Genomic DNA, 13,318 nt, shown 5'->3' with positions numbered 1-13,318 from the left:
TTGGATAGACACCCAACAATAGATGAACTCGGCCAGGTCGTGTGTGAACACATAAACGCCCACTCTTCCTCGTTGAGGTGGCTTGGCCAGGGCCAATCTGTAAAAAGCGTGGATTTGGATTGGCTCTACGGTGATTTATTTGAGCCAGGATCTTTTGACGGTGCTATCTACGAAGCTCGAATATACACCTCGAGCGGTACATTTAGGGGGCTTTACTCTATTTCGTTCAAGGAGTCCTTGGGGCTAAATGGCGACGATGAAGGTGTCGACCAAGGTTCGGCGCACAAGGCTGCCGAGGTAGTTTTTGACTTTGAGGTTGTAGATCTTTTGAGCAAGGACGCTGGTGAGATCCTGGGGGTGGCTCTTGGTCTATTGGTCGGTTCGGGATCAGTGGTAGTTCGAGAAGGATCCGAGCTCCAAGGTTTGATTAACTCTTATGGGGAGAAGATATCTCCGATTGTCTTGGACCAGACCAACTCTGCCTTTCGAGTGGGCGACATTGCCTTTGGCAAATATTTTCGAAGTGTGGGGACCCGTCCAAGGGAGGCTCGTCTCTATGGCCTTCTTGCCGATTGCGATGTGGTTCCTCGTTTCTACGGCGAAATCTTCTCTAAGGGTGGCGAAACTGTAGCAATTGTTACCGAGCTTCTATCTGAGCCACGCAGTCTTTGGGACTATCTCATAGAGTCGCTAACTCTAGAGTTGGATGAAACGCGCCGTGAACTATTATTGAGCCATATTCATGGTATCGGTTTGGCGCTTGGCAAATTGCATGGTCGTCTAGATGAGCTTGCTCGAATAGACTTATCAGCCCATGACGAGGTCTACGATCTCGATGATTGGGCCCGTCATCGATGTCGAGCTCGAGGTGACGTGGTAAGTGGCCGATGGGCTAGCTCGCTCGTTGGGGACGAGAAGATCTCTGTGCCCCTCTTTGGAATTGTCGATAAATCAGACTTGGCGAAACATCGTTTTGAGATTCATGGTGACTTTCACTTGGGGCAAGTCATGCTGAGCGGTTCAGATTTGAAGATCATCGACTTTGAAGGCGAGCCTATCAGCGATGCCGGCCAAGTTAACCATCCCCTTCGGGATCTCGGTGGGGCTCTTCGATCACTGTCGTATGCGATCGAGATCGCTCGCTCTCAAGGAGATCTGTTAGGGGATCCTAACGCTCTACTTTTAGAGCTGAGGCGCGCGCTCGTGGATGGATATGCCAAATCGCCTTTTGGAGCTTTCATCTTTGAGGACATCCAAAGTACATATTTGACACTTTTCTTTGAGATGGAAAAGGCTCTTTATGAGCTATATTACGAGAAGCGCTTTCGACAGGACTACATTGGGGTTCCACTTTCCTTTTTGCTAGCTCTGACTTCATCTCTTGGTGGGGTGGAATTTAAAGTTGGTGACGATGCCTCTGAGGAGCTGGTCTCTAATTGGCTGAGCGAACTAGGCAATTACGATCCCAAGGTCGCCATCTCGGACCTTTACCTTCTTGGTGGGAGTTAGCTCCTTTTGGTAGATCTATGCCAAAAGGATTTCTGAGGTGCTTTTAATCTTTTTGCTTTGGCAGCTAATAGGTCTTGTCTCTTTTACTGGTAAATATGAAGGCGTTACAAAGATGTTCGTGGCTTTGCCTTGCCATTTTACTTTTTGCGCTTGACAGCGTATACCTAATGCTTGTTGCATTGGCCAGTTAGATGGAGCCAAAGGTTTCGATTTCAAGGTGAGAGCCCGCTATGTTTATTTATCTCCGTTTGCTAGAGATCTTATCAGCCTGAATGGCGCAAGTAATTTTTTGACTCGGATCCATGTGTTTGAGTTGATTCAACGTGTGAAGCAGGGGAGATTAAATGAAGCGGGATGATAACAGATCGACCGAGTTATCCTTTTGCAATGTTGGATAGGTAATTAGATTCGTGTCGTCTAAATCATATTGAAGCCCATCAGCCCCTATTTTTGCTGACACTATCCAACTTGATTGGTTGGTGACTCCAAAATCTTGCTCCTTGAATCCTATATGATGATTCGGGTTGCCTTTTAGGGTGATTTTTTTTGGGTTATCTTTAGCATGTAGTAATAAACCTAGATTGAATAAAGGTAGCCATTTAAAAGATCATCTACGGGTGATTTCAACTCCATAACCGTGGGCATGTAGTTGGCACGGGGTGAAATATGGGCGTCGATAGAATCTTTGATGTGGCCGGATCTCGATGAAGTATTGGTTGCGAGACGATTTGAATATTTTTTAAATCCAGAATGAGGAGTACCACTAAGATGGCCGAGTTGACGTTCATGGGAGAACTTGATCTTTTCTTATTTGGCCACGGAAGGCATAATCGAATCTTTGACCATTTAGGTTCCAGGGTCGGAACTATGGATGGAAGTTTTGGTACTCGTTTCGCGCTTTGGGCCCCACACGCTAAGAGCGTTGCAGTCTTTGGAGATATGAATTTTTGGGATCCATCAACTGCCTACTATTTGAATCCAGAGGGAGACTCTGGGATTTGGCAAGGGTTTATGGTTGGTGTTGGTCCAGGTCAGCGCTATAAATATCGCATTGAGACTCAGTGGGGTGGAGTGGTTGAGAGAGTCGACCCCTACGCCAGGCAGAGCGCCGAACCACCTTCTTCGGGATCAGTGATACCATATGACTCAAATTATGATTTTCAAGACGATGGGTGGATGTCGACTAGACCGACCTATTTAGGCGATAAGGCGATCTCGATCTACGAGTTACATCTGGGTTCGATTGCCCGTGACCCCAGCGATCCTTCTCGTCATCTGACCTTTCGGGAGTTAGCTGACTTCTTGTTGCCTCATATCATAGAGACCGGGTTTACCCACGTTGAGTTAATGCCTATCAATGAGCATCCCTTCTATGGCTCGTGGGGCTATCAAACGACCTCTTTGTATGCTCCCACTACACGATTTGGAACCCAAGACGAACTTCGGGAATTTATAGATCGATTCCATCAAGCTGGAATTGGGGTCATCGCCGATTGGGTTCCGGCCCATTTTCCGCGCGATGAATTTGCCCTTGCGAACTTTGATGGCTATAGCCTCTATGAAAAGGACGACCCAAAGATGGCCAGTCATGGTGATTGGGGTACGCTGGTCTTTGACTACTCAAAGCCACAGGTGAGAAATTTTCTGCTGGGATCGGCGCTCTATCTTATTGAAGAGTTTCACCTTGATGGTCTTAGGGTCGATGCTGTAGCGTCCATGTTGTATTTGGATTATTCGAGGAACGACTACACCCCTAATATCTTTGGTGGCAACGAAGATCTAGATGCGATTGAATTTCTCAAATACTTCAATGAAATGGTGCATCAAATCGGTGCTACGACGATTGCTGAAGAGTCGACAGCCTTTGCGAAGGTCTCAAAACCCACATATGACGGTGGTCTTGGTTTTGGTTTTAAGTGGAACATGGGTTGGATGCACGACACCCTTGCTTATCTTACGAGGGATCCAATGTATCGCTCCTATCACCATGGTGAGATAACCTTTGGCCTTCATTACGCCTTCTCGGAGAATTTTGTCCTGCCTCTCTCTCATGATGAGGTCGTACATGGAAAGGGATCTCTTTATTCGAAGTTTGCGGGAGACCAAGAGACTAAAGTAGCTACCATAAGGGCGCTCTATGGATGGATGTGGGCTCATCCAGGCAAGAAGATGCTCTTTATGGGCGATGAATTTGGCCAGATTTCGGAGTGGGCTCACGATCAAAGCCTTGATTGGCACTTGCTTGACAATCCAGTACATAAAGGGATCGCTACCTTGGTGAGCGATCTGAATCGAATTTACAAGAGTCATCCTGAGCTATATCAGGGAGATTCAAATCCAGCATCATTTTCATGGATCCGAGCAAATGATGCTGATAAGAATCTTTTTATTACAGCTCGCTTCTCTTTGTCAGGGACATTGATCTGTGTGGCTAATTTTTCTGGTTGGCGATACGATTCAATTGCTATTGGTCTGCCAGAGGCGGGGGAGTATGAGGTTATCCTAAATACAGATGCCACCAAATATCAAGGACGTGGAGTGGAAAACCCAAGAAAAATCGTCTCGAGGCCAAATGAGTGCGATGGCTTTAGTGACTCCACTTCGATCTCAGTGGGCGCGAATTCCGTGGTTTGGCTCTATTTAAAGAAATGATCTTTTGAAGGTCAAGTTGTCCTTGGTCATATATTGTGAATGAATGAAAATTATTAGTGAATTTAAAGCGTTCGTCTTGCGTGGCAACGTTGTTGACCTTGCTGTGGGTATCGTAATTGGCGCCGCATTTGGCGCCATGGTAACTGCATTGGTGAAAGATCTCATAACACCACTAATTGGAATTGCTGGAAATTTCAACTTTTCTGCTCTTCATTTCACTGTAAATAAGAGCGTTTTTCTAGTTGGTGATTTCATCAATGCGATCGTTTCATTTATTATTTTGGCAGCGGTAATCTTCTTCTTTGTAGTAAAGCCCATCAACTCATTGGTGGCACGGACAAAGAAGGCTCCGCTTCCAGCCGATCCGATCACTAAGGCATGTGACTTCTGTACCAGCGAAATCAATATTGCTGCCACAAGGTGCCCTTTTTGCACTTCGGAGCTAGCCGCCTAGACCAAATAGTTAAAACCACAGAGCATGCTCTTGGGATTCGTCAATCACAATGGCGACTAACCCTAGGTGACCGTCTGTGATGGTATTGTTTGGCGGCTTGTCAGCAAATGGAGCGGTGAGCTAATTGTTTGCTGGGCAAGGATGGTTTATTTTAATTGATCATTTATTTCAATTGTGAGCGATTGGCAATAGACCACAGGGCGTTTATGATGTTTCATGCTGCCCGGGTGGCGGAATGGTAGACGCAGGGGGCTTAAACCCCCCGGACCTGAAAGGGTCATGCGGGTTCGAGTCCCGCCCCGGGTACGCTAAAGCTTTGCTAAGTAAGCCTCACAAGCTACCCTTTGCCCAGTTGCTTTTGCCCAGTTGCTTTTGCTCATGAACCGCTGCTTAGGAGGATAAGGCTCCTCTTTTAGAGATTTGTTCTTCTTGTTTTGTCAGATCTAGAGCTTTTTTCTGGTTTATATCGATTTGTCTTGTCCTGGGCTGGCTGGCAAATCAAGCTGGGTCCATCAAGCTGGTCTAATTTCTCGCGTAGGTCAGAATTGATCGAGATTTATTTGCTGGTGACTGGTCTTTCTGACTCCTAGCCCCAGTTTCGGCGTGCGTCATGAATGAAAGAGGTTGTAAATCATGTAGAAGCTGATAACAATCACACTGCAATGCTACATAGATGATGGAGGTAGGCCCTCCGGGATCGCCTTTTGGGAGGAGATTCCAAACCACCGTACGGGGCATTAGCTAAAGACTGTTGTCCAAAGCGGTACGGAAAAGTTAGAGCAATGACTCTTTCAGGTATGAGTTAAGAAGACGAGTGAAAACAAACCACTGACGAAGCGTTCGAAATTGGTATGGATGATGTCGAAACCGAGGGACGTCGAACTTTCGGGACAACTTGGAGACTAACCCAATTAGTGCTCCTTGGGCATCCGGCGTGTAGGTGGCGTGAGCTTAACATCAGGCGTTTATGTGGAACATGAGAACCCAGTCCTAGACGTTCTTGGCTAAGCCCACATGGGCTAAGCCCATAGATGAGGAAAAACCTACAAGTTGCAGATCAACAAGAGGGAAAGTACCAAATGCCTATGGATTGGGGGCGGACCATCCCGTAGTAGCTACGAAGTCCTTGTAATGAGGATGGAGCCAAGGGGATGGAGTGAACAGGAAATGCAAATGAACAACTTCTCAAGGTAAAAGTTGAGGGGGAGGGATCAAATGTCAAGACCGGTAACCGTCAGTGTATTTGCTGGAAGTAACTGTTATATATCTTAGTTGCTATCCACTCGACCGGGGTAGCAATAAGTCAACTATCCCCGATTTATTTTCTTGCTTGTGTCAACTCCTCCCCAAGTAGATCGGTAATGGAGATTGGTTCGTCACAGGAGGGACAATATCCCCCTATTCCTACTCGAGCCATAAAGGTATTACACTCTAAGCAGCGTTGTTCTCCGAGGGATCTTTCACCACAACACCTACACTCATAGACGGTGAAGCCTCGATGTGACTTTGACCCTGGAACTGTGACTGGAAGAATGCCACCTATATCGTGACGTCGTCGATAAGCAAGAGCCCGACAAGCATCTGAGCAATAGGTTCTCCTCCCTGACAAGGGGAAGTTGCCTCCACAGACAGGGCACGCTATCGTGACGCTATCGTGACGCAACGGAGGTCTGGCACTCATGGCAGACTCGTTAGGTTCAAATCAGACGCTGCAGTGGTGGACTTTGATGTTGTCGTTGTCTGGTTTGTTGGAACAAGTGACGTAGAGACAACTGGCTTTCAGTTCCGGGTGTTGGCATTGATCCATCGTTTTGGATTCTTGGCTTTGGCCTCCTCGTAGACCTTGACTCGCTTGGCGAGGATCATGACATCTTCGCCGTTATGTTTTTGGTTTGGGGTCACAAAGTTCAAGCCAGAGTGATGGTGCTCCTCGTTGTAGAACTGAACGAATCCCTCGATCCAGACCCTTGCCGCCATGAGGGAGGCAAAGCCATCGTGGGGATAGCTCGCACAGTACTTGACTGTGCGAAACATCGATTCCATGTGAGCATTGTCATTCGACGTCCTGGGACGTGAGTAGGAGGCAGCTATACCAAGTAGGTAACACAGTGCCACTAGGGTTGTCCCCTTCATAGGTGAACCGTTGTCTGAATGTAGTACAGAAGGAGCGAGTGAACCCTCATTCAAAGTGGCCCTCTTTAGGACAGTTGCTAGATTTTCAGATGATTCATTCTCGTAGATCTCATAGCCGACGATCTTCCTGGAGTACAGGTCCATAATGAAGTGCAGGTAGTAGAAGAGACCTTTGATAGGCCCTGGCAGGTAGGAAATGTCGGTGACCCAAACTTCACGTGGTCCCTTAGCTACATGATTGGGCTCAGAACGCCTACGAGGCAGCGCTACCCGTCCTCGTCGCTTATTGAGTCCCGCGTCTCCTAAGACCCGATAGAAGGTGGACTCTGATGCTAAATAGACTCCTTGATCCGCTAGAGCTGGGACAATCTGAGCCGGTGGCAGTGAGCGGTACTCAGGACTGGCGCACACCTTTAGGATCTCGGCCCTCTCTTGATCACTCAGGGCATTAGGTGGGGTTGGATAGACCCTGGTGAGTCGTTTATCTTCGAGGATCGCATCTGAGATCTCCTTAGGTGATGCTTTGGTGGCATCCACTCCACCTGCCTTCCTCCAACGCTCATAGGTGCTCTCGCAGATTCCCACCTCCCTTACTGCGCAAGAGAGGTTGACACCAGCGCTATTGGCCTCAGCAATGAGAGTTACGGCTCGTTGGCGCTCTGAGAGAGGGATCAATCTTCCCTGTCCCCCCAGAACGCCTGGGCTTTTCCCCGCAACACCAGCAGAGCCGCAGTTTCTGCTAGTGCCTTCTCCTTACGAGCAAGTTCTCGTTCTAAGAGTGTCACCTTTGCTCGTTCATTGGCTAAGTTCGCACGGTACTCCTTGGCAGCGATACTAGAGCGGTCATTGGCTTCTTGACAGGCCGACTTCCAGCTATCGAGATCCTCCGCAAGAATCCCATGTTCTCGCAGGTAGGTACCAAGTTCGAGTTCGGTCATGGATTCAGTTCTAACAACAATCTCGTACTTTGCCTTCGACGAGAGCGTAAGCGACGGATTCCCAGATGCTGAGAACTTGCCAACGGCACCAGTTCGTTTCAGTGACGCGTTCCAGGTGTAGAGCGTATTGAGTGGAATTCCTTCAGCATTAGAAAGCTCGGTAATAGCACCCTCTGGAGCATTTCCACCATCGCCTAGCTCTAAGAGCTTCCTCAGCACTCGTTCCTTTTGTTCTCTTGGGTATACCTTTTTCATGACTCCTCTATCCTCGCCCTATATATGACTGTAGTAGATTTTCCGGCAAAGACTCTGAGGGCTAGGGAGACCACGACAAGAAAAAGCTTTTGATATCGACAAGTACGTCGTACTTAAAGCATACAAAGAGGCAAAAGCCAATCGAGGAGCACCAGGGATTGATAAGCAGTCCATCTCAGTCTTTGAGATGGATCTAAAGAACAATCTCTACCAACTCTGGAATCGAATGGCTTCTGGAAGTTATTTTCCAGCGGCAACTAGATATGTCGAGATAGACAAGTCAGATGGCGGTAAAAGAATCCTAGGTATTCCAACCGTCAAAGATCGCATCGCCCAAGGGGTAGCTAAAGCCTACATAGAGCCAAGATTGGAAGAGGTCTTCCACGAAGACTCCTATGGTTACAGGCCGAATCGCTCAGCCCATGATGCCATTGAAAAAGCACGCAAGAGATGTTGGAAGTACGATTGGGTCATTGATCTAGATATCAAGGCCTTCTTCGACACAATAGATCATGAACTGCTGCTAAAAGCTGTCTCTATGCACGTATCAGAGCCATGGATAATTCTCTACATCAAACGTTGGTTGAAAGCTCCAATGCAAAACAAAGATGGACAACTAATAGATCGAGAGCAAGGATTACCCCAAGGCGGGGTGATTTCTCCGATTTTGGCGAATCTGTTCTTACATTACGCTTTTGACAAATGGATGGTAAAGAACTTCCCGGATGCCCCGTTTGAACGATACGCGGATGACCTTTTGGTACATGTGGAAACAAAGAAACGAGCCGAAGAGATCCTAGAGGCTATAGGTCAGAGAATGACGCAGGTCAAGTTGGAGTTACATCCACAAAAGACCAAAATCGTCTATTGTAAGGACTCCAACCGTAAAGGAGAGTTCGAACAAATACGCTTTGACTTTCTAGGATTTACCTTTGCACCACGCTACGCCCGCAATAAGTTCAAGCAGCAGTTTAACAACTTCCTGCCAGCGGCTTCAGATAAAGCGGTAGAAGAAATGGGCAGAGAACTTAGGCGGTTTCGTATTCACCTCCAAACAGGCCAAACCATAGCCGAACTCGCCAGGCTTTACAACCCGGTGATCTTAGGCTGGATCAACTACTATGGACGCTTCTACAAATCCAGATTAGGCCAACTCCTCCGACGTATCAATATCTATTTGATTAGATGGGCACGCAAAAAGTACAGGCGACTTAGCATACGAGCAAATGCTTGGAAATACCTATCTCAAATAGCCGAACGTGAACCCAATCTTTGGGCTCACTGGTCATTTGGGGTAATACCAAAAGTCGGTTCGCTAGGAGCCGTGTGAATTGAGAGGTTCACGCACGGTTCTGTGAGAGCGGGGAGGGGAAGTTCCTCCCCGCCACTCGACGTGCGTCATGAATGAAAGAGGTTGTAAATCATGTAGAAGCTGATAACAATCACACTGCAATGCTACATAGATGATGGAGGTAGGCCCTCCGGGATCGCCTTTTGGGAGGAGATTCCAAACCACCGTACGGGGCATTAGCTAAAGACTGTTGTCCAAAGCGGTACGGAAAAGTTAGAGCAATGACTCTTTCAGGTATGAGTTAAGAAGACGAGTGAAAACAAACCACTGACGAAGCGTTCGAAATTGGTATGGATGATGTCGAAACCGAGGGACGTCGAACTTTCGGGACAACTTGGAGACTAACCCAATTAGTGCTCCTTGGGCATCCGGCGTGTAGGTGGCGTGAGCTTAACATCAGGCGTTTATGTGGAACATGAGAACCCAGTCCTAGACGTTCTTGGCTAAGCCCACATGGGCTAAGCCCAAAGATGAGGAAAAACCTACAAGTTGCAGATCAACAAGAGGGAAAGTACCAAATGCCTATGGATTGGGGGCGGACCATCCCGTAGTAGCTACGAAGTCCTTGTAATGAGGATGTAAGCCAAAGAGATGGAGTAAACAGCAGATCTAGTTGTAATTGGCAAATGAACAACTTCTCAAGGTAAAAGTTGAGGGGGAGGGATCAAATGTCAAGACCACGACAAGAAAAAGCTTTTGATATCGACAAGTACGTCGTACTTAAAGCATACAAAGAGGCAAAAGCCAATCGAGGAGCACCAGGGATTGATAAGCAGTCCATCTCAGTCTTTGAGATGGATCTAAAGAACAATCTCTACCAACTCTGGAATCGAATGGCTTCTGGAAGTTATTTTCCAGCGGCAACTAGATATGTCGAGATAGACAAGTCAGATGGCGGTAAAAGAATCCTAGGTATTCCAACCGTCAAAGATCGCATCGCCCAAGGGGTAGCTAAAGCCTACATAGAGCCAAGATTGGAAGAGGTCTTCCACGAAGACTCCTATGGTTACAGGCCGAATCGCTCAGCCCATGATGCCATTGAAAAAGCACGCAAGAGATGTTGGAAGTACGATTGGGTCATTGATCTAGATATCAAGGCCTTCTTCGACACAATAGATCATGAACTGCTGCTAAAAGCTGTCTCTATGCACGTATCAGAGCCATGGATAATTCTCTACATCAAACGTTGGTTGAAAGCTCCAATGCAAAACAAAGATGGACAACTAATAGATCGAGAGCAAGGATTACCCCAAGGCGGGGTGATTTCTCCGATTTTGGCGAATCTGTTCTTACATTACGCTTTTGACAAATGGATGGTAAAGAACTTACCCTATGCCCCGTTTGAACGATACGCGGATGACCTTTTGGTACATGTGGAAACAAAGAAACGAGCCGAAGAGATCCTAGAGGCTATAGGTCAGAGAATGACGCAGGTCAAGTTGGAGTTACATCCACAAAAGACCAAAATCGTCTATTGTAAGGACTCCAACCGTAAAGGAGAGTTCGAACAAATACGCTTTGACTTTCTAGGATTTACCTTTGCACCACGCTACGCCCGCAATAAGTTCAAGCAGCAGTTTAACAACTTCCTGCCAGCGGCTTCAGATAAAGCGGTAGAAGAAATGGGCAGAGAACTTAGGCGGTTTCGTATTCACCTCCAAACAGGCCAAACCATAGCCGAACTCGCCAGGCTTTACAACCCGGTGATCTTAGGCTGGATCAACTACTATGGACGCTTCTACAAATCCAGATTAGGCCAACTCCTCCGACGTATCAATATCTATTTGATTAGATGGGCACGCAAAAAGTACAGGCGACTTAGCATACGAGCAAATGCTTGGAAATACCTATCTCAAATAGCCGAACGTGAACCCAATCTTTGGGCTCACTGGTCATTTGGGGTAATACCAAAAGTCGGTTCGCTAGGAGCCGTGTGAATTGAGAGGTTCACGCACGGTTCTGTGAGAGCGGGGAGGGGAAGTTCCTCCCCGCCACTCGACGTGCGTCATGAATGAAAGAGGTTGTAAATCATGTAGAAGCTGATAACAATCACACTGCAATGCTACATAGATGATGGAGGTAGGCCCTCCGGGATCGCCTTTTGGGAGGAGATTCCAAACCACCGTACGGGGCATTAGCTAAAGACTGTTGTCCAAAGCGGTACGGAAAAGTTAGAGCAATGACTCTTTCAGGTATGAGTTAAGAAGACGAGTGAAAACAAACCACTGACGAAGCGTTCGAAATTGGTATGGATGATGTCGAAACCGAGGGACGTCGAACTTTCGGGACAACTTGGAGACTAACCCAATTAGTGCTCCTTGGGCATCCGGCGTGTAGGTGGCGTGAGCTTAACATCAGGCGTTTATGTGGAACATGAGAACCCAGTCCTAGACGTTCTTGGCTAAGCCCACATGGGCTAAGCCCAAAGATGAGGAAAAACCTACAAGTTGCAGATCAACAAGAGGGAAAGTACCAAATGCCTATGGATTGGGGGCGGACCATCCCGTAGTAGCTACGAAGTCCTTGTAATGAGGATGTAAGCCAAAGAGATGGAGTAAACAGCAGATCTAGTTGTAATTGGCAAATGAACAACTTCTCAAGGTAAAAGTTGAGGGGGAGGGATCAAATGTCAAGACCACGACAAGAAAAAGCTTTTGACAAAAGACAAGTACGTCGTACTTAAAGCATACAAAGAGGCAAAAGCCAATCACAATAGACACAAAGCGAGCACCAGGGATTGATAAGCAGTCCATCTCAGTCTTTGAGATGGATCTAAAGAACAATCTCTACCAACTCTGGAATCGAATGGCTTCTGGAAGTTATTTTCCAGCGGCAACTAGATATGTCGAGATAGACAAGTCAGATGGCGGTAAAAGAATCCTAGGTATTCCAACCGTCAAAGATCGCATCGCCCAAGGGGTAGCTAAAGCCTACATAGAGCCAAGATTGGAAGAGGTCTTCCACGAAGACTCCTATGGTTACAGGCCGAATCGCTCAGCCCATGATGCCATTGAAAAAGCACGCAAGAGATGTTGGAAGTACGATTGGGTCATTGATCTAGATATCAAGGCCTTCTTGGACACAATAGATCATGAACTGCTGCTAAAAGCTGTCTCTATGCACGTATCAGAGCCATGGATAATTCTCTACATCAAACGTTGGTTGAAAGCTCCAATGCAAAACAAAGATGGACAACTAATAGATCGAGAGCAAGGATTACCCCAAGGCGGGGTGATTTCTCCGATTTTGGCGAATCTGTTCTTACATTACGCTTTTGACAAATGGATGGTAAAGAACTTACCCTATGCCCCGTTTGAACGATACGCGGATGACCTTTTGGTACATGTGGAAACAAAGAAACGAGCCGAAGAGATCCTAGAGGCTATAGGTCAGAGAATGACGCAGGTCAAGTTGGAGTTACATCCACAAAAGACCAAAATCGTCTATTGTAAGGACTCCAACCGTAAAGGAGAGTTCGAACAAATACGCTTTGACTTTCTAGGATTTACCTTTGCACCACGCTACGCCCGCAATAAGTTCAAGCAGCAGTTTAACAACTTCCTGCCAGCGGCTTCAGATAAAGCGGTAGAAGAAATGGGCAGAGAACTTAGGCGGTTTCGTATTCACCTCCAAACAGGCCAAACCATAGCCGAACTCGCCAGGCTTTACAACCCGGTGATCTTAGGCTGGATCAACTACTATGGACGCTTCTACAAATCCAGATTAGGCCAACTCCTCCGTCGTATCAATATCTATTTGATTAGATGGGCACGCAAAAAGTACAGGCGACTTAGCATACGAGCAAATGCTTGGAAATACCTATCTCAAATAGCCGAACGTGAACCCAATCTTTGGGCTCACTGGTCATTTGGGGTAATACCAAAAGTCGGTTCGCTAGGAGCCGTGTGAATTGAGAGGTTCACGCACGGTTCTGTGAGAGCGGGGAGGGGAAGTTCCTCCCCGCCACTCGACTGAATTTCCCCCAAGACCCCGTTTAAGCCCCCTTTTAGCCCCTATTTAGGGGTA

Annotated in this window: 9 protein-coding genes and 1 tRNA gene; 7 read left to right on the top strand and 3 right to left on the bottom strand. The window is 47.1% G+C overall.

The genetic code is table 11. The annotated features are described in order from the left end of the window. From ACIDITHRIX25_RS93785 to ACIDITHRIX25_RS93770, 4 genes are all read left to right on the top strand, one after another. Positions 1–1,509, top strand: coding sequence for a hypothetical protein (locus ACIDITHRIX25_RS93785; protein WP_152625902.1), 1,509 nt, complete (start codon positions 1–3; stop codon positions 1,507–1,509). Between the two features lie 768 nt (positions 1,510–2,277). Next, positions 2,278–4,161 (top strand): 1,4-alpha-glucan branching protein GlgB, encoded by a 1,884-nt coding sequence (gene glgB, locus ACIDITHRIX25_RS93780; RefSeq protein ID WP_201733015.1) that lies wholly within the window; start codon positions 2,278–2,280, stop codon positions 4,159–4,161. Between the two features lie 43 nt (positions 4,162–4,204). Further along, positions 4,205–4,615 (top strand): large conductance mechanosensitive channel protein MscL, encoded by a 411-nt coding sequence (gene mscL, locus ACIDITHRIX25_RS93775; RefSeq protein WP_052605010.1) that lies wholly within the window; start codon positions 4,205–4,207, stop codon positions 4,613–4,615. Positions 4,616–4,836: 221 nt separating this feature from the next. Next, positions 4,837–4,921 (top strand) — tRNA-Leu (locus tag ACIDITHRIX25_RS93770). A gap of 1,012 nt (positions 4,922–5,933) precedes the next feature. Here ACIDITHRIX25_RS93770 and ACIDITHRIX25_RS93765 read toward each other — a convergent pair. From ACIDITHRIX25_RS93765 to ACIDITHRIX25_RS93755, 3 genes are all read right to left on the bottom strand, one after another. Beyond that, on the bottom strand, positions 5,934–6,296 hold the full coding sequence (locus ACIDITHRIX25_RS93765; protein ID WP_201733014.1) for a hypothetical protein: 363 nt from the start codon (positions 6,294–6,296) through the stop codon (positions 5,934–5,936). A 98-nt stretch (positions 6,297–6,394) separates the two neighbouring features. Continuing rightward, positions 6,395–7,423, bottom strand: coding sequence for an IS3 family transposase (locus ACIDITHRIX25_RS93760; protein WP_201732301.1), 1,029 nt, complete (start codon positions 7,421–7,423; stop codon positions 6,395–6,397). Beyond that, the gene (locus ACIDITHRIX25_RS93755) at positions 7,420–7,941 is read right to left on the bottom strand and encodes a hypothetical protein (protein WP_201732300.1); all 522 of its coding nucleotides are present in this window, start codon (positions 7,939–7,941) and stop codon (positions 7,420–7,422) included. The genes ACIDITHRIX25_RS93760 and ACIDITHRIX25_RS93755 overlap by 4 nt, the downstream gene beginning before the upstream one ends. Positions 7,942–8,035: 94 nt before the next feature. On the opposite strand from ACIDITHRIX25_RS93755, the gene ltrA (ACIDITHRIX25_RS93750) reads away from it, so the two are divergent. The 3 genes from ltrA (ACIDITHRIX25_RS93750) (at position 8,036) to ltrA (ACIDITHRIX25_RS93740) (ending at position 13,201) form a co-directional block, all read left to right on the top strand. Further along, on the top strand, positions 8,036–9,271 hold the full coding sequence (gene ltrA / locus ACIDITHRIX25_RS93750) for a group II intron reverse transcriptase/maturase (protein ID WP_201733576.1): 1,236 nt from the start codon (positions 8,036–8,038) through the stop codon (positions 9,269–9,271). Positions 9,272–9,960: 689 nt separating this feature from the next. Beyond that, positions 9,961–11,229, top strand: a complete 1,269-nt coding sequence (ltrA, locus tag ACIDITHRIX25_RS93745; protein ID WP_201732343.1) for a group II intron reverse transcriptase/maturase — start codon at positions 9,961–9,963, stop codon at positions 11,227–11,229. An 829-nt stretch (positions 11,230–12,058) separates the two neighbouring features. Then, the gene (ltrA, locus tag ACIDITHRIX25_RS93740) at positions 12,059–13,201 is read left to right on the top strand and encodes a group II intron reverse transcriptase/maturase (RefSeq protein WP_249685720.1); all 1,143 of its coding nucleotides are present in this window, start codon (positions 12,059–12,061) and stop codon (positions 13,199–13,201) included. Positions 13,202–13,318: the final 117 nt, after the last annotated feature.

This window comes from Acidithrix sp. C25 (assembly GCF_904848545.2).
This window is presented reverse-complemented; position numbering and strand designations above follow the sequence as displayed.